The sequence below is a fragment of the Candidatus Harpocratesius sp. genome, assembly GCF_054039255.1.
Genome location: NZ_JBPLBG010000071.1, coordinates 167,444 through 185,466 on the forward strand (window position 1 = coordinate 167,444; position 18,023 = coordinate 185,466).

General features: G+C 31.5%; 14 protein-coding genes. 9 read left to right on the forward strand and 5 right to left on the reverse strand.

The window, feature by feature from the left end:
* Window positions 1–9: 9 nt before the first annotated feature.
* Window positions 10–687, forward strand: coding sequence for an orotidine 5'-phosphate decarboxylase / HUMPS family protein (locus ACXLDF_RS15995; RefSeq protein ID WP_457559551.1), 678 nt, complete (start codon window positions 10–12; stop codon window positions 685–687).
* A 61-nt stretch (window positions 688–748) separates the two neighbouring features.
* On the opposite strand, the gene ACXLDF_RS16000 is transcribed toward ACXLDF_RS15995, so the two are convergent.
* Both ACXLDF_RS16000 and ACXLDF_RS16005 read right to left on the reverse strand, forming a co-directional pair.
* Window positions 749–1,399, reverse strand: a complete 651-nt coding sequence (locus ACXLDF_RS16000) for a CPBP family glutamic-type intramembrane protease (RefSeq protein WP_457559552.1) — start codon at window positions 1,397–1,399, stop codon at window positions 749–751.
* A gap of 59 nt (window positions 1,400–1,458) precedes the next feature.
* Window positions 1,459–2,193 (reverse strand): ERCC4 domain-containing protein, encoded by a 735-nt coding sequence (locus ACXLDF_RS16005; RefSeq protein WP_457559553.1) that lies wholly within the window; start codon window positions 2,191–2,193, stop codon window positions 1,459–1,461.
* 79 nt (window positions 2,194–2,272) lie between these two features.
* Here ACXLDF_RS16005 and ACXLDF_RS16010 point away from each other — a divergent pair, with 79 nt between their 5' ends.
* The 5 genes from ACXLDF_RS16010 to ACXLDF_RS16030 all read left to right on the forward strand — a co-directional run bounded on the left by ACXLDF_RS16010 (window position 2,273) and on the right by ACXLDF_RS16030 (window position 7,451).
* Window positions 2,273–2,971 (forward strand): hypothetical protein, encoded by a 699-nt coding sequence (locus ACXLDF_RS16010; RefSeq protein ID WP_457559554.1) that lies wholly within the window; start codon window positions 2,273–2,275, stop codon window positions 2,969–2,971.
* A gap of 85 nt (window positions 2,972–3,056) precedes the next feature.
* Complete coding sequence (locus ACXLDF_RS16015) at window positions 3,057–3,461, forward strand: winged helix-turn-helix domain-containing protein (RefSeq protein WP_457559555.1); 405 nt, start codon at window positions 3,057–3,059, stop codon at window positions 3,459–3,461.
* A gap of 121 nt (window positions 3,462–3,582) precedes the next feature.
* Window positions 3,583–5,199 carry a double zinc ribbon domain-containing protein gene (locus ACXLDF_RS16020; protein ID WP_457559556.1) on the forward strand — a complete coding sequence of 539 codons (1,617 nt, stop codon included), beginning with the start codon at window positions 3,583–3,585 and terminating at the stop codon, window positions 5,197–5,199.
* 121 nt (window positions 5,200–5,320) lie between these two features.
* On the forward strand, window positions 5,321–6,472 hold the full coding sequence (locus tag ACXLDF_RS16025; RefSeq protein ID WP_457559557.1) for a prenyltransferase/squalene oxidase repeat-containing protein: 1,152 nt from the start codon (window positions 5,321–5,323) through the stop codon (window positions 6,470–6,472).
* A 76-nt stretch (window positions 6,473–6,548) separates the two neighbouring features.
* Window positions 6,549–7,451 (forward strand): bifunctional 5,10-methylenetetrahydrofolate dehydrogenase/5,10-methenyltetrahydrofolate cyclohydrolase, encoded by a 903-nt coding sequence (locus tag ACXLDF_RS16030; RefSeq protein ID WP_457559558.1) that lies wholly within the window; start codon window positions 6,549–6,551, stop codon window positions 7,449–7,451.
* Window positions 7,452–7,454: 3 nt separating this feature from the next.
* Here the strand turns inward: ACXLDF_RS16030 and ACXLDF_RS16035 are convergent, their stop codons facing one another.
* A complete protein-coding gene (locus tag ACXLDF_RS16035; RefSeq protein WP_457559559.1) occupies window positions 7,455–8,027 on the reverse strand; it encodes a hypothetical protein in 573 nt (190 codons plus the stop codon).
* Window positions 8,028–8,303: 276 nt separating this feature from the next.
* Here ACXLDF_RS16035 and ACXLDF_RS16040 point away from each other — a divergent pair, with 276 nt between their 5' ends.
* On the forward strand, window positions 8,304–11,657 hold the full coding sequence (locus ACXLDF_RS16040; protein ID WP_457559560.1) for a hypothetical protein: 3,354 nt from the start codon (window positions 8,304–8,306) through the stop codon (window positions 11,655–11,657).
* A gap of 81 nt (window positions 11,658–11,738) precedes the next feature.
* Here the strand turns inward: ACXLDF_RS16040 and ACXLDF_RS16045 are convergent, their stop codons facing one another.
* On the reverse strand, window positions 11,739–13,502 hold the full coding sequence (locus ACXLDF_RS16045; RefSeq protein ID WP_457559561.1) for a chloride channel protein: 1,764 nt from the start codon (window positions 13,500–13,502) through the stop codon (window positions 11,739–11,741).
* Window positions 13,503–13,561: 59 nt separating this feature from the next.
* Window positions 13,562–14,629 carry a hypothetical protein gene (locus tag ACXLDF_RS16050; RefSeq protein WP_457559562.1) on the reverse strand — a complete coding sequence of 356 codons (1,068 nt, stop codon included), beginning with the start codon at window positions 14,627–14,629 and terminating at the stop codon, window positions 13,562–13,564.
* Window positions 14,630–14,761: 132 nt separating this feature from the next.
* On the opposite strand from ACXLDF_RS16050, the gene ACXLDF_RS16055 reads away from it, so the two are divergent.
* A complete protein-coding gene (locus ACXLDF_RS16055; protein WP_457559563.1) occupies window positions 14,762–14,920 on the forward strand; it encodes a hypothetical protein in 159 nt (52 codons plus the stop codon).
* A gap of 107 nt (window positions 14,921–15,027) precedes the next feature.
* Window positions 15,028–17,985, forward strand: a complete 2,958-nt coding sequence (locus ACXLDF_RS16060; RefSeq protein ID WP_457559564.1) for a DUF5814 domain-containing protein — start codon at window positions 15,028–15,030, stop codon at window positions 17,983–17,985.
* Window positions 17,986–18,023: the final 38 nt, after the last annotated feature.

An 18,023-nucleotide genomic window follows, 5' to 3' on the forward strand; every position in this document is an offset into this window, starting at 1 on the left:
TTAAGGATCATGCCTGTGGGCTTAACCCCTGATCAGAGATATATTCAAATAGCATTTAATGATAATATCCGACAAGTTCGCAAAGTTCTTCCCCAGATTAGATATGATCCGCGAATTTGGATAGAAGCAGGAACTCCCTTTATAAAAAAAGAAGGAACACATGGAATTTCATATATTCGTCGTATGTGGAAGGGGATTATTGTTGCAGATATGAAAATCACAGATGGTGCAGTTGATGAAGTCAATTTCGCTGTAAATGCAGGAGCTGGAGCAGTTACTGCTATGGGGAGCTCACCTACAGCAACTTTGGATCGTTTTATAGCTGCCTGTCGAACACGTAATGTTTATTCTATGATCGATATGCTTGGTGTTTCAGATCCGATGAAAAAACTTCAACCTTTAAAAGCAAAACCCGATTGTGTTGTTATTCATAAAGGTCGAGATGAAGAATCTGTTGCTCGCTCAATAATCCGTTATCGGGATATTTCCAAAATTCGAGGCAAATATGATGTGTTTATCAGTGTTGCGGGTGGATTGGTTCCACTTCGTGTTCGAACTGCCTATTTTAACGGTGCAGATATTGCAATTTTGAATGTTATTAGGAGTTCAGATACTAATGAGGGAATTCATGAAAATTCAAATTTCCATCAGATAATTTCCAAAATTCTGAGTGAAGTTGGCCAATAATTTCTTTTTACTCTTTGTAATAATTTTTTATGATATTTTTTGGATTTTTTTTCTTTCTTAATTATCTTTGTAATTCTTCACCTTTTTGACTCTTATTACTTAAATTTCTCTTTTCTATCAAGTACCAGCGAAGATAAATAGCACTAACTGCAATTAGATGATAAATCCAAGCACCTATAATGCCAATTAATGGGAAAAAAGTAGCTAAAATTATCCCTAGTATAAAACTTAAGATTAGATATAAAAAGGTTAATCGCCATTGTTTTGAAGAAATATAAATATGCAAATGGTATAAACTAAAAATGGATGAACTGATTACTATACTTTCAATTCCACCAAAAAGTAAATTTATCTCAATTAATAAGATGCCCCGAAATAAAATTTCTTCAAATAGAATAATGCTTGGAAATTGAATTAGTAATCCAAAAAAATCGTGTTTTAGAACAGCTACTAAAAAAGAACTTTTAGTTACATCTACAAATCTATATTTTTGATTAAATTGTGTCAAAATTTCAGTAAACAAGAGAAAAACAAAAAACGATCCAATAACCCATCCCCAAGAAAACAATTTAAGATTTATTGGCCAAATTTCATTCTGTGGTTGATAAAAAAACCAAGGGATATCTCCTGGTAAGACTAAAAATAAACCAATAATTGCAATTATGGTAATAAAAGGTGTAAATATCTTTTTTACTGTTATTAATTTCATCATTTTAACCATTCAATAATATATCCAAAAAAAAAATCGATATCCGTTTTTCTTATTATTTCTTACACAATTTTTGTTTTTCGTTTTTCTTTTTTTGCTTGTTTATAAGAATAATGCAATAAGATATTATTTCTTTCGACTAATTTTGGTCCAATTCCAGAAATGGAACCTAAAACTCCAGAAATTTCTTTGGGTTTTCCTGATTTTGTGCGAGATACTTTGGTTATTTCAAAAGCGTATAGAATATGTTCAGGTGTTAGAAAAAAATCGAGAAATTGATTAGCACGTTGAATTCCCACATCAACTAAGCCTTGAATAAAATACTCTTGATCCCCTCGAGAAACAATTCCATCAGTAAAATTCTGTGGAACGAATATATCATCTCCAAATCTCCCATTTTCTTGCTCCTTCTGAGCAAGTTTAAATAGAATGTTTGCAGTGTGAACTTCATCTCTTGTTGGAATAACAGGAATTTGAAGTCGAGTGCTTACATAAATTAAAGCGCCATAAATTGCCTTTGGATTGACAAATTTCCGCTCAAACAAACGCTTAGGATTTTCTAAAATCATAATAGGATACGGATAGGCATTTTTCAATTTCTCAAGCTGTAAAAAAAGGCGTTGATCAAAAATACTGGATACAAAATCATCACCACGCTTTCGTTCAATTGCACAACGGGATGAAATAATATAATCACCGAAATCTAAAGTCTGAATTTCAAGATCTATAGGCAAAGATTGCATTTGAGATCGAATTTCACCCCTTTCACGCTCATCCATAATGATTTTAATTCCCATAAAATAATTTTCTCCAATATTCTTTAAAGGTTAGAAAAGAGAATATTTTTTCCCATAAAAGCTTAGTTAAATATGACGAATGCCGTTTTCTTATAATCCATCTAGTGAATATTCTCAATATCATATACAAAGTGGAACGTCTCTTACTCAATCACAGCAAAAAATTGTTCAAATTTTGCGTAATCTTGGTGTTAACGTTTCTTTTAGTACAATTTCTGAAAAAATTTTTCTAATTCCACCAAATGGTGCAGTATTCTTATTAAATAGCAATGATTTGCGCCCTAAAAAAATCGATAATCTCCTGAAATATATTAAGCAATTTTTGTATCAATATCCAATGGGCATAATCATTGCAGAAAATTTTCAAAGGTGGGGCAATTCCACGAATGAAAAATTCCAAAATTTACTTCTTCTGCTTTTTTTTAAAGTAAATCGATCTTCAAATATACTACCAACTTTTATTCCTTCAAGAAAGATTGAAGATTCAGTTGAAATTCTGCTACGAATTGCCCATAGGGAGCAGGTATCTGATAAGCCACCAACACTTTCTCGAATTTCAGGAAAGAATATATATTTAGCGAATGCTCAAATCAATTTTATCCAAGGATTGCTGAATTGTGGAAGGAAGAAAGCAGAAAAATTGCTTGAAATTTTCGATTCCCCTTATACGATTATTCGTACAATAATCGACGAGCCGAATAAAATTGAAGAGATTCAAGGATTTGGATCAAAATTTATTTCTCAAAACAGAAAAATGCTGTCAGATTTCTTGAACTAATTTACACTAATATCTTTTTTTTTTAATTCTTTTTACTCACTATTAAAACAATCTTATTTTTAAGATACTTCACTAAGATCTTTTTATGGAAAGTGAGATTAAAAAAAAGGAATTTTCATCTCCTCTTGGAAACTTTTCTCTCCACCTCAAATTTTGGATTCAAGGTGAAGGAGATTTTACTTTAGGAAAGGGCGATATCAAATTGCTCTCTGAGTTAAAGCGCACACAAAATCTTACCCAAGCAACAAAATCTTTAAACTATTCTTATAAATACGGATGGGATAAATTACGAAAAATCTCGAAAAAAACAGGAAAAAAAGTTGTTATTACTAAAAAGGGAGGGGCAGGAGGAGGAGGCATGGTTGAATTAACTGAATGGGGTAAATATTTACTACATTTGTATGAGATTATTTCTAAGGATGTTGATGATTTTTTAATACATGAATCAGAAAAAATGAAAGAATTCTCGAAAAAGGAAAACTTTGAATAAATAAAAATCAAGATTCATCCTAATAAAAAAGAATGAATAAATTCTTACGAAAGAATTAATAGAAAAATAATCCAAATATATGATAATAAAGGGGAAGAAATCAACTTTCGGTGGTAATATATTGAGTTACAATGAATACACAATTATCATGGATATAGGAGAAGGTTTCACCAAGGTTGGATTTGTGGGTGAAGATAAACCCAGAGCGGTGTTTCCCACTGTTGTAGGAACGCCTAAGTATCGCCAAATGGCAGGTACTCAATCACAAGAAATTTATGTCGGTGAAGATACCATTAGAATGCGGGGTGTACTGAAACTTGATTATCCAATTCATCGCGGCAATGTAACAAATTGGGAGCACTACTATGCAATTTTAAATCATATTTTCTATAATATCCTTAGAATAGAAGATCCTTCCCAATATAATATTGTGTATATCGTTCCGCCATTAACTCCACCAGATATAGCACAATATTTTGCCCGTCTTTTATTTGAGACACATAGATTTAATAAAGTAGCAATTATTGACTCTGCAACAACAGCTGTATTCTCAATTGGGCTTACTACAGGATTATCGATTGAGATCGGCACAGGTATTTCATCAATCACACCAGTAATGGATGCTCAACTATATTCACCTAGTATACGTCGATTAAATATCGCAGGTTCTGATATTGAAGAATATCTTAATCAATTACTTACACAATATGGTATTTTCCAAAAACGAGAAATACTTAAAGATATTAAAGAAAAATGCTTACGAATTAGCCTTGATCCAGTGCGCGCATCTCAAGATCCGGTAAATGCAGTTGATTACATGCTTCCTGATGGAGAAAAACTTCACATTTATGAAAGTATTATAATTAATGCAGCAGAAGTTCTATTTAATCCTGAACTTATCGCCCCTCAATCAGAGAGTATTGCTCAAGCTGTAATAAACTCTTTATTATTAGTTAATCCGCATTATATAAAACCACTTCTTCAAAATATTGTTTTGACAGGCGGAACTTCACTAATCACAGGATTTAAGGAACGACTAATCCAAGAAATTAAAGCCTCTTTAGAGACCTTAAAAGCACGATTACCTAAAGATGAATCTAAATCTAAACAAGAAAAAGAAGATACACAACTTTTTGGAGAAAAGCAAAAAATGGTTCAACTCGATGGTCGAAGTGCTTTAAAGGAAGGAAATTGTCCAAAATGCGGAGAAATTGTAAATTTCGAAGAAAGCGAGTTCTGTCCTTTTTGCGGCGCTGATCTTAAACAAACGTTGGTTCCTCAAATTGATATAATTGGAGCTGCTAAGCAACATTATCCCACAAAATGTCCTTATTGTGGTAAAATTTTAGATGGAGAATCCCCTTTTTGTAATAAATGTGGTGAAAAATTAGAACCGATTATTGTTGAGGATAAAATTGATCGAAAAGAAAAGCGGTTGCTTAAAAAAACATCAGTTGATGATAACGAATTTGCAGAAATAACAAGTTCAATTGAATCAGAATATGATAGTGAAGAATTAGAAGAAATAATTCAATTGGACAAAGAATTTGAAGAAAAACACAGAGACGAGTTGATAATAAATGTTATTCTTCCCCCAAGTAGAATTTATGCGGCTTATCGAGGTGCTGCAATATTGGGAGCGCTTCCTTCATTCCGAAAATTTATGATTTCTTATCAAACATTTACTGAAAATCCAAATTCTTGTATTGTTGATTTCAGCAAAGTATTTACAAAATAACCCCTCTTCACCTCCATTAGGAGGTTCTCTTCTTCATTTTAAATGGTTAATACCACACTTTTTAAAATCAATCGTTGATTTTAAGGCACAAATCTAGAATTAAAAGTTAGGTTTCGGAAAAATGAAACGTCGTCACCAATTAACGATATTAATATCAATAACATTTATGTTCTCATTGATTCTATCCGCACAATATGCTGTAGCGACTTCACGGAAAGAATTATTGGAACAATTTTGCCTCAGTAATCAGCATTCTTCAGGGGCATTTCTTGATTCTCCCTCCGGAAATGGGGATAACGAAGCTACCCTTTCAGAATTTACCACCTATGCAAATTTATTCATTTTATCACAAATTGACCCCGAATTAAACAATCTTAACGATCAAGGGATTATTCGGAGCTATTTACGCGATCGTTATTTACAATTTTCAGATGTAGGAGTAGGAATTATTTCACAAGTTTATTATGCATACTTTGCAGGATTATTAGTTGATACTAATTTTACAACCACATTAATTGAAGATGCAACCACAAAGCTATTCGATTTACAGAATGCAACCAATTCTGGTTTTGCGAGTAAAGATGCAAAAATGCCTACATTATCAAATACCTTCTTTGCTGTCAAATTACTCACATCTTTTGGTAAAATAAATGAAACTTCTCCAACAGATATTGCAGAATTTGTTTTAAGTACTTGGAACTCAGAAGAATTAGCTTTTGCATCCGCACCAGGAGCAGAAGCATCGTTAATTGATACTTATTATGCAGTTGCAATATTAAATGAGTTGAATTTATTAAACCAATTAAATTCAAGCCAGATTGATGGAATGACAACATATATTGAAAGTTTTTACTTCGGAGATCAGAGTACAGGAAAACATTTCGGAGGATATGGCATTAAATCAGGTATTATGCAGAGCTCTTTAATGTTAACATATTATGCAGTAAATACTTTATCTATATTGAATCAACCATTACATGATGAAACATTTAATTGGGTTTTATCCAGACAGAATCCAGTTGATTATGGATTTGCTGATGTAAATGTAGATAGTTCAGATGCAATTTCTTCCGCTAAATTGTCCTATTATGCAGTGAAAGTTATCTTAACGTTTGATTCTGATGCTTTTAGTTCTTCCAGAAATGCTGTGATGAATGAAGAGATTTGGCAGTTATCAACTAATCCTTGGGCAATCGTTGGAATTGTTGCGGGATGTGTTATTGCAGTATCTTTAATTATTTTTGGAATTTGGAAATACAAAAACAGAATCTAATCTTTGATCTCGAAATTAAAACTTTTTTCTCTGTTATTTCCTAAATTTTTTCTTCTTTTCTTAATATAATCTAAGTATGACAATTCAAAAAACTAATTTAGTTGAAGATCAAAAACCAATTATTTTAGATGGTAAATTGATTTCTAAACGCACAACTGAACGATTAAAGGAACAAATTGCTAATGATCCAAATCTTAAAATTCGAGTCCCTGGTTTAGCTACTGTTCTTATCGGAGAAGATGAAGCTTCAAAAGTTTATGTGGGAATGAAAAGGCGTACATGTGAATATATCGGAATGAAATCATTTCATTATTCCCTTCCAACTGAAACTAAAATTGAAAAATTGCGCGATTTAGTTGAAAAATTAAATAAAGATGAAAATATTGACGGAATTCTTGTCCAAATGCCCTTACCATCCCACTTACGCCAATATGAACCTGAAATTATGCGTCTTATACACCCTTCAAAAGATGTTGATGGATTTAGTCCAAATAGCATAGGAGAAAATACTTTTGGAAATGAAACCTATGGGTCGTGTACACCAAAAGGTATGATTCGATTGTTAGAAGAATATAAAATCCCCATAGATGGACAGGAAGTAGTAATTATAAACAGAACTAATGTGATAGGAAAACCATTAGCAATGATGTTTCTTAACAGACATGCAACAATAACAGTTTGTCACAGCCATACACGGGATTTAAATTTCCATCTAAAACGCGCAGATATTATCGCAGTTGGAGTGGGAAAAATAAATTTCATTACACCAGAACGAATTAAAGAAGGTGTGGTAATTTTAGATGCAGGAATAAATCGGAATCAAGCGGGAAAATTGGTAGGAGATGTGGATTTCGAGAATGTTAAATCAAAATGTCGTGCGATTACCCCAGTTCCAGGTGGTGTTGGGCCTATGACAATTGCAATGTTGATGGAAAATACATATTTAAGCTATCAAATTCAAATGAAAACAAAAAAATAATTTCTATTTAGGTTTTGCAAAAATTGCATTTATCCGTAAAGAATCTATCATACGCGAAGAAGCAGCTTTTATCCAGCAACATGTATCAGCACCAAGGCCAGTTCCAGAAATTGTAATGATTTCTTGGCCCATTTTCACCAAACCAGCATCAACGGACATTAATGCCATTTCCATAGCAACTTTAACTCCATCACCAATAATTGTTCGAATTAATCGTGAAAATATGGAAATAGAATCAAAATGCTGATATTTTCGAATTAGTGCGCTAGAGACTCCAGAGAAAGGTAGAGTCCCAGTAATAAAAATCACACCATGCTGCGACAATTTTTTTTTTAATTCTAAAGGAAATGCTTGATTTTCTTGTTTGCTGAAGCTAAAGCTATGAGTTACACAAATTAATGTAAATTTTGAAGGTGGAAAAACCCCAACAGCTTCAGAGATAGTAGTTCCAGTAGTAGAAGCAATTAAAACAGTGTCAATTTTCAAAGCAACAGCATTTTGATATGCATTTTGCAGTGTTGGGATTAAATTTTGTTCCCCTTTATTTTCAAAGAATTGAAATTTATAAGAGTTCATTATACACATTTATTTTTTTATTGTATTTATCAATTATTTTTCTTTATTATTTTACCTTCAATAATTCTTCCCTTATAATTTCAATAATACTACTTTTTGCATAGAATATAACAGCAAATTTTGAAATATACAATTTTGTGATTTGGAATGATTATTTTTATTAAGGCAATTTTTCATGGTTTTATTAACACAATAAAATGGTTTTTTCACTAACAATTACTTTGAAATTGTAGCAACGAAACCTTTATTGTATTTTTTATTAATTGGTGAAGAATTATGTTAACTTTGCAAACAAAACGCATCGTTTCCATTATGTTCTTGGGAGTTTTATTTGGTGTATTTGTTTTAGGCACGACTTCGTATCCTTTAACAAATGGTACTTCGTTAAATAATTCTCAATCGAACAAAAATGGTTTGGAATATACAAATCCAAATTTGCAGGCACCTGGTGGAGTTACTGTCGATCATCTCGATAATGTAACTTTCATTGAAGGTGATATGAATATGACAATTCAATTTACACCTCATTTAGATGGGAGTGTAACTGAAGACTATTATGAAATTTGGGATATAACAACCTCTCCAATATTGCTAGCTTCAGACGCATATATAAATAACTCATTAGTAGAATATAATTTAGCAGGATATCCAGCAGGAAATTATACTTTTGAAGCTCGTTTCTATACCTATGAAAATGTTAATGGAACAGCAATCACAGATGTATTTATTATTTCTAAACCCCAAGTTGATGTTGTTGGTCCTGGATATTTAAGTTTTCAGGAAGGAGATTACATGGAATTATATTTTACACCATATCTTTTTGGCGCTCTAACACCTGATTACTTTGAAATTGTTGATGTAACTGATTATCAAAATGAAACACTATTGTATATGGATAATTTGTACTATAATGAATCTACAGTATATTATGTCTTATCGGATTATTATGCTGGTTCCTATATTATCCAAGGCCGATTTTTCACCTTTGAGGGAGAAATGGGATACTGGAATATCACTGTTGATATTTTTCCCTATGATGATCGATTTGTTGATGTCGAACAGCCTTATGGATTGACATTTTATGAGAATGAAACATATTTACTATATTGGACACCGTTTCTCTACGGTAATTTAACTCCATACTGGTATGAAATTGTAGAAATAAGCGGAATTGAAATCCCATTATACAATAATAATAGTTATGTTAATGGAACTACTGTATACTATGAATTAAATGGTTCAAACTATAGTTCTGGAATTTATAATATAGAAGCTCGTTTCTATACTTATGAAAATATAACCGGATTTTGTTCGATTATGGTAAATATAACAAATCAAGCGTTTGTTGAGGTGATTCAACCAGATTACCTAATTTTTACTGATACAGATACAAAAATACTTACTTGGACACCAATACTTCATGGACCACTCACACCAACGAATTACTCTATAATAGATGTTAATAACGGCTCATTTTTAGTAGTTGATGTGCCTTATTCAAGTGGAATTGAAGTTTCATATCTTTTAGACGGATACGGTCCAGGATATTATGAGTTTGGAGCATATTTCTATACTCTTGAAGGAAAAATAGGTTACTGCTCAATTTATGTAGACATTTACGATACAAGTAGTTATATTGAAATATTACAGCCCGATCAACTAACATTCTATGAAAATGAAACCATTTTGTTAAGTTGGACTCCAATTTTATATGGAGAGATCTACGAATTAGACTATGTTATCTCAAATGCATTGAATGAATCAGAAATACTATTTTACGGAGAAACATATCAAAATAATACTCCAGTTGATTTTATTCTTGAAGGTTATGGCCCCGGCGATTATTTTATTCAATGTGAATTCTATGCTGATAATGGAGGATATTTTGCAGGAGAAAGCGGGGGAGAGACGTTCTCAACAGGAACCGGTCAAGAAAGTTCAATAATTTTTAACTCATGTGTTATTGAAGTAATCATTCTTCCAATCGACACTTATATTGAAGTTATCCAACCAGAGTATTTGAATTTCACATATGGTGAACAAGTTGAATTAAGGTGGATTCCAATATTATATGGCTCCTTAACACCAGATTACTATGAAATTATTGATATCTGGGGAAATAACACAGTTTTGCAATCAAGTAGTCCTTATTATAATAATACACCCGTTATTTTTATGATGGATACATGGAGTCCAGGATATTATAATATAGGTGCCCGATTTTATACATATGAAGGTATTGAAGGATTTTGCAGCATAAATGTTGAGATCTTTCCAAATGAAACACAAGATTTGTATGTTGAAGTAGTACAACCAGATTATCTTTCATTTATTGAAGGTACAAACTATGATTTAGTTTGGACACCAATCTTACATGGTCGATTGACTCCAACATCATATGAGATTGTTGATGTTTGGAAAAACACGGTGCTTTTTGTTGGTGAATCATACTTGAACAATACAGATATCTATTTCACCTTGAATAGTTCATATGGTCCAGGAAATTATAGTATTGGTGCACATTTCTATACTGTAGAAGGATATGAAGGATTCTGCAGTATTTTAATTGAAATATTCCCAGCAATCCAAAATGATTGGATTGAAATTATTCAACCAGATTCTTTGACATTTTACGACAATGAAACAATTATTTTACAATGGATTCCAATTTTGCATGGATATTTAGTTCCTTATGATTATTATATAATCGATGTAAATGCTGGTGGCAATGACTTATTCCATGGAGCAAGTTATATGAATAATACACCTATTTCGTTTGATATGTCTGGTTGGCTACCTGGTACTTATATGATTGGTGCAGAATTTTGGGCATTTACAGACTATGGTGAAGGAGAATTAATTAATGGTTTTTGCAGTATAGAAGTAATCATTCTTGATTCAGGGTCATCAGGAGGTTCAGATATTTATATCGATCAGCCTGATATTGTTACAATTTATGAAGGAGATAATGTAGAACTGAATTGGACAATTACTTTGATTTATCTTTCACCAGATTACTATGACATCTATGATGAAGATACAGGAACAGCTCTGATTCAACACGGATCGTATAATAATGGTTCAACAATTCAATATAATGTTTCTTCATATAATGTTGGAACATATCACATTGGAATAAGAGTGTATACAATTGAAGGAATGACTGCACAATGTAAAATCGAATTGCGTGTTTTATCATTGTCAGATATTGACATACAGTATATGGATTCATTCACTGTTAACTACTCTCAACCTTTAGAAGTATGGTTTGTTGCTACAATACCTTCAGGATTTGCCCCATTATCATGGGAATTACTACAAGATGGATCAGTCTTAGCTAATGGATCTTTTGAAAGTGGAATTGAAACAAGAATTAATGTAACTGATTTTCTTTTACATGTGGGAACATATCAATTCGATTTAATCGTATATGGAGTTGATTCTGCAGGTCAAGTGATTCAAGCCCAAGTAAATATTACTGTAAATGTAGTAATGGAAGGCGATGGAGGAGAATCGCCATTTGGAGATCTACTTAATAATATTCCAGGGTATCCATCCTATATTGTAATTGGAATAGCAGTTGTATCAATATTGACAATAATAAAACGAATTCGCAAATATAGAAAATGATAAAGGTTCTGAGTTAAATTTTCAAGAATTTTCTTAAAAGGAAATTGTTTTTTTGTTTTTTTATTATTTTCATGAATACATTTATTCTACTTTTTTAACTTTTTTTGTATGCCAAGTAGCAATAATATCATTTAATGTTATTATTCCTTTTAAGAGTACTTCTTTATTTCTTTCAGATTGCTGCAAATTATCAGTTACTAGTAAAGCACCTAAATGGAACTCATTCATTTTATCAATCGCTTCTTGTAGAGTCGCATTTGGAGATATACAAACATTTTTTTTTCGGGAAATTTCTTTTACTGTAATATCTTTCCACATCTCATAAGGAATTTGATATACATCATCTATAAATGCAACTCCTTCCAAACTTCCAAAATTTACAACAGGAAATTGGTTTAAATTATTATGTATTGAACTTAGATGTAAAAATTCTAAAATTGGAAGATCTGATGCAATTGTAACCAAATTTGATGACATAATTTCGTGAACTTGTATCTTTCCCAATAAAAATAATGTATCTGCCTTCAAACCTCGACCTTTTTTACCTAATATTAGAGTATAAATCGAAGCACCCTTAAAAAATAACCGTCCAGTATAATAACTACTAATTGAAGTAATTATTAATGGAGGAAACACATCAAAATGTCCAGTCATTTCTGCCATAATGAGACAAATATTCAAAGGAGCTTGAGCTGAAGTTGAAAAAACAGCCGCAGCGCCTAAAATACAGTATAATGTTGGATTGGAAATAGAATCAGGGATTAATATTTGAAAGAATAAGGAAAATAATCCTCCAAACATGCATCCAATATAAAGTAATGGTGCAAAAACACCACCACTTCCTCCAGAACCTATTGTACTTGAGGCAGTAATAATTTTTAAAAGACCTAATATAAAAAATGCATTAATAGTAAATTTCATATCAAAAGTCATTTGCATACCATTAAAACCGCTTCCATACAATCCATAAGAAGGAAAAAACATTACAATTATTCCAACTATTAGCCCCCCAATTGCGGGTTTGAATGCAAAAGGTATTTTAATTTTCTGAAACCATTTTGAAATTTTTCTATAAGTAATAAAGTGAACAAAAGAGATTCCTGCAGAAAATACACCTAAAAGAATAAATATTGGATACTCTACAGTATGAATTGAGGAAATCTCAAAATTTACAGCAAAATGCGGTTCAAATCCATAAAAAATACCAGTAATTACAACACCAACAACACTTGCTAAAAATACAGGTATACTTGCTGATAAAGTAATTCCTTGATATAAAATCTCTAATCCAAAAAGTGCTCCCCCAATTGGTGCTTTAAATGAACCAGCAATACCCGCAGCTAATCCACAAGTCATTAAAAGGCGTTTATCTTCGACATGAAGATTTAATTTTTGTCCAAAAAATGAGCCAAATGATGCTGCTATTAATGCTATTGGGCCTTCTTTACCTGCATTTCCACCAGATCCGATTGTTATAGAAGTACAAATGGTTTTAAAAAACCCAATTCTCGGAGAAATCTGCGCACTTTTGAATGTAACAGATTCTAATAGATATGGAATGCCGGATCCTTTTGATTCTTTAGAAAATTTTGAGATAATTACTCCAACCAATAATCCACCAAAAGTAGGGATTAAAAGATAACTGAAATTAAATTTCTCCACATTCCAACTGACAAACGGCAACATTATATTTCTAAAAAAATCTTCAAGAAATTCAATAAGAAATCGAAGTAAAGCCGCAAATAGGCCCCCAATAATGCCCATCAATGTAGAAAGAGCTAAAATCACTAATTTAGCGGAAAACGATTCTTGATCATGATTTTTCGATAAGGAAGATCGAACCATATGAATGCCTCGATAAATTGAAAAAAAAATCAATCATGGATCAAAATTTTCAAAAGTTTTTAGATTTCACCGTAAACGCGATATTTTTTTTCAGAACCAATTGCATATACTTGAAATTTCCGACCCTTTTTGGTTTCACATTTAAGTACCAATACTGGAAAGAGATAAATTGGTAAAGATATGCTCAGATCGGAATCCTTTTGTGCGTTTTCCCAATCTTTCTTAGCAGATTTTGCAATTTTTTGAATATCTTTCGAAAGAAACCCTAATGAAGGTTCAATGAATTTTTTATCTAATTGTTTATCGGGTTTAGAGATTAAAATTCCTTCAACTTCATCAATAGCTTGCTGAATATCTTTCCCAATCATCGATTCCAAACCAGATAATTTCATTGAACTATATAAAATGGGTTCAGAACGTGATTCGCGTTTAAAAGGAACGGGTCGGATCTCATATTGATAAATAATTCCATATCCATCACATTCATCACAACGATACACACCTGATGCATTACAATAAGAGCATGGAACTTTACCTCTTCCACCGCATTTTGAACAAATAATATGACCTGACCCAAAACAAGAATTACATTGATATGAGATTTCTTTTTTTACTTTTTCTCCTTTTTCATTCACAATTGTAATACTTTCAGTTAATTTTCCTGTACCTGAGCACTGTTTACATTTTTTCTCATTACCACCACAATCAGAACAAACAGAAAAACGTTCACCTTTACATTTATTACAAGTTACGGTTCCTTTTCCTTTACATTTTGAACAAGACACAGGTTTCAAAGAAGAATAAAAGGGAACAGCAAAATCATCCTTCCAATCACTTTTTGAAGGCGATTGACGAAATTCATAATATTTTTCTTTATTAATTTTTTTTGGTGAAACTTGTTTGATTTTAGGTTTTACATTTTCTGGTTTTGAAATTTCTTTTCTATTGTAAAAAATAATAGCTCCCTTTTCTACACTCTTAACATATTCTGCTGCAGTAATATTTTCAAGATTAAATAGTGAACCTTTAATTTTATAATGTTTTTCTAGATTTTGAGATTTAACATTCTGGCGTTTCCATCGATTCCAAATATCGTCAGAATTTGGAGATTTAATACTTATAACCATACATCTAATTAAGCTTTCATCTTTAAAAGTTCTTATAATTTAATGGCTTAACCTTTCAATATATGAATTGCGAAAATTTTTAACTTCAAAAATACAAGTATCAACAACGTATAAAGAATGGATTGATAAAAAATGTCAGATAACCGAGCGACTGTAGAAATGTTTTTAGATTGGGTCAAGCAAGGAGATCAAGGATTAGCAGGATGGATCAAAAGTGTTATGGATGATCCTCAAAAATTGCAGGAAATTTCCAATATTTACACAAACATCAAATCCGCGTTTGGATTTTAGCTCTTTTTTTCTATAATTAAATTATATTAAGATATTATTTTCTAATTGTTGATCCATTAGAAAGAGAAAAACAAAAAAATTGCCAATAATTTTCATTTACTATAAGTATGGCTCCCAGTATTTCTGGAATATTGCAAAAAAAAAAATATTTTATTATTCTTGATAAAGATAACGAGCACCCTCGAAAAAAATATTTTGATGTAGTTTGTTTTGAAATCATTAAAGATGATCCATTTTATCATGAATTAAGATATCGTGAACGCCCTTTTTTTACAGGTTTAGTCTTATTTGATATTGAAACTGAAAATGGTTCATTTGTCCCATTTAAATTCTGGAAACGAAATTTAAAAGCAACAGTGCCTGAAAATGCTTTAAAAGTATTAGATCCTACAGAGTTTCGCAATTTTATTCTCAATGCACAATTTTGTATTGTCGGCAACCATTTAAATCGCCCACAAGGTCATCAATTGGAAAATTATCAAGTTGTTGAAACTGAAGCACATGAAGTTCAGAAAAAACAAATGGATGATTATCTTAAATCTTTGCAACCCATCTACAAGTATTTAGAGAATTTACAATATCCCCATATCAGAAATTACCTTTTTTGCCATTCTTGCAAGCAAGAAAAACGATATACCTTAATTGATGAATTTAATCGCTATAAAAATCAAGCATTTTTTGTTTGTCGTAAATGTGCAGGTAATGAAATTATAAACAGTTTAAAAACTAGAATTGAGATATCTTCTGCATTTAAATCCTATTTACGACAAATGTTGAAACGTTATAATGATGTAGTTAAAGTTTTGAATATATTTAGTCCTAATTTTGATATCTTAGCCCATAGAGAAGCCACTCTAGTCAATATTAAAAAGAAAAAAATCAAATCAACTGAAAAAAAACGACAGACAATCTGGGATTTTCCCATCCCATATCCTTTACAGATTTATTATTCACAAAAAAATCGCGTTGAATTACTTCCTGCTCAAATCATGGCCTTAGAGCATGGATTACTCCATAATCAAGATGAATTAATTGTATCATCCACATCTTCAGGAAAGACCATGATTGGAGAAATGACAGGGATTGGTAAAATTATAGAGAATAAAATTGAAATTTTAATTAAAATTCAAAATTTGATTTCACCATTTCCACTTCAAGAAAAAATAGAAAATAAAAAGCTCGAAGCGTTCCAATTTTCTGCAGAACAGCAAAAATTTCTCAAACAAATGAAATCTATTAAATCAAGCAAAAAAATGTTATATTTAGTCCCAATTGTTGCTTTAGCCAACATGAGATTCCAAGAATATAAAGAGTTTGAAAAGATCGGGGTAAAATCTGCTTTAAAAATAGGGATATCTCACATTTCCCGTAAAGATGGAATCAAAGAAGATTTTGGGTCTTTGACAAAAGCTGACGTGGTTATTGCAACTTATGAAGCAATAGATATTCTCTTACGAAGTGGTCACCCATATTTACTCCGCGATTTTCGAACAGTTGTTATAGATGAAATTCAAATGTTAGCTGATTCGGAGCGAGGATTTATTTTAGATGGATTAATTGCAAGATTGCGGATATATTTGCCTAAAGCTCAAATGTTATACTTAAGTGCAACAATATCGGACCCAGAAAAACTAGCAAATCACCTACATGCCACTTTAATTCATTATAAGGATCGTCCAGTTCCTATAGAGCGACATATGGTTATGTGCATGGATGAAGCAACAAAATTTAAGCATATGCGTCGATTAGTTCGAGAAGAATATAGAAAACGTTCCAGTTTTGGATATAAAGGTCAAACAATTGTATTTACAAATTCAAGAAAAAATACTGAAAAATTAGCAGAGCAGCTAAGAAAAAACAATATTAAGGCATATGCATATCATGGTGGACTGGATTATGGAAAGCGAAAATTCATTGAAAAAAGCTTTGAATTGCAAAAAATTGCTTGTGTGGTTACGACTGCAGCTTTAGCAGCAGGTGTAGATTTTCCAGCAAGTTTAGTGATTTTCTATAATCTTACTATGGGAATTCAACCTTTAACTGTTGCAGATTTTGAGCAAATGAGCGGAAGAGCAGGAAGATTAAAAAAACACGATCTCGGAAAGGTTTATTTGTTAATTACACCAGGTAAATCTTTTATAGCATCATATATGGAAACAGAAGAACAATTGGCAATTCGATTGCTAAAAGGAGAAATTGAACCACTTAAATTAGCACCTAATGATGACAAGCAATATTCTGAGATTTTAGCAATAATTAGTATGTATAGTTTTGATCGTAAACTTGAACGAGGAATCAGCAAAAACAATCTTAGGTTTTTTCATTCCTTACTGTTTAATGGCGAATTTCATCTAAAATCTGCAGTAAAATACCTATACCAAGAAAAAATGATAAAACCAGTTTATAATAATACCGAATTTAGAACAACAAGATTTGGAAAAGCGGTAGCAGAGTCCTACCTATCTTTAAAACAAGCAATTGAAATTCGAAATGAACTTATACATCAAATTACAGAAGAAAATCCCCCTGCAGATATGCTTCGTTTGGCTCAAAATTTGAATTCGTTTATGAATGTATACGTTACTAATCGGATGTTGGCAGAGTTAAGTCTTAAAAGTGAACGTCAATCTAAATCAAATAATCTCTTCTCAAATTCAATATTATCTATGATTCATGCAGATTACATGGGAAAAAAACGCAGGACTCGCATAAATCGTCGTGTTTATGAAGTAATTTTACGCTGGGTCGAAGATATATTTAATTGTACTTGTGAAGATTCTCCATATTGTGATTGTGGGCGAAAAAATGTTGAAGGATTTATTTTTGATTATCGATTAAGTGGATTAACCATTTCTGAAATTATTGAAGCATTTAAGGAAGAATTTGAAATTAAAATCTTTCCTGGAGATTTAATTGACTACTTGGAGCGAATAATATATAGCTTATTGGCAATTCAAAAGATCGGAAAATCTATTGCAATCCCCGCTCAAACTATGTTAAAAATTAAAGAAATCCCGAAAATTATTAATTTATTTATCGGTCCACGTAAAAATAAGGTAAAATAAAGAATAGATTAGAAAAATATTGTGAAAAAAATATAATA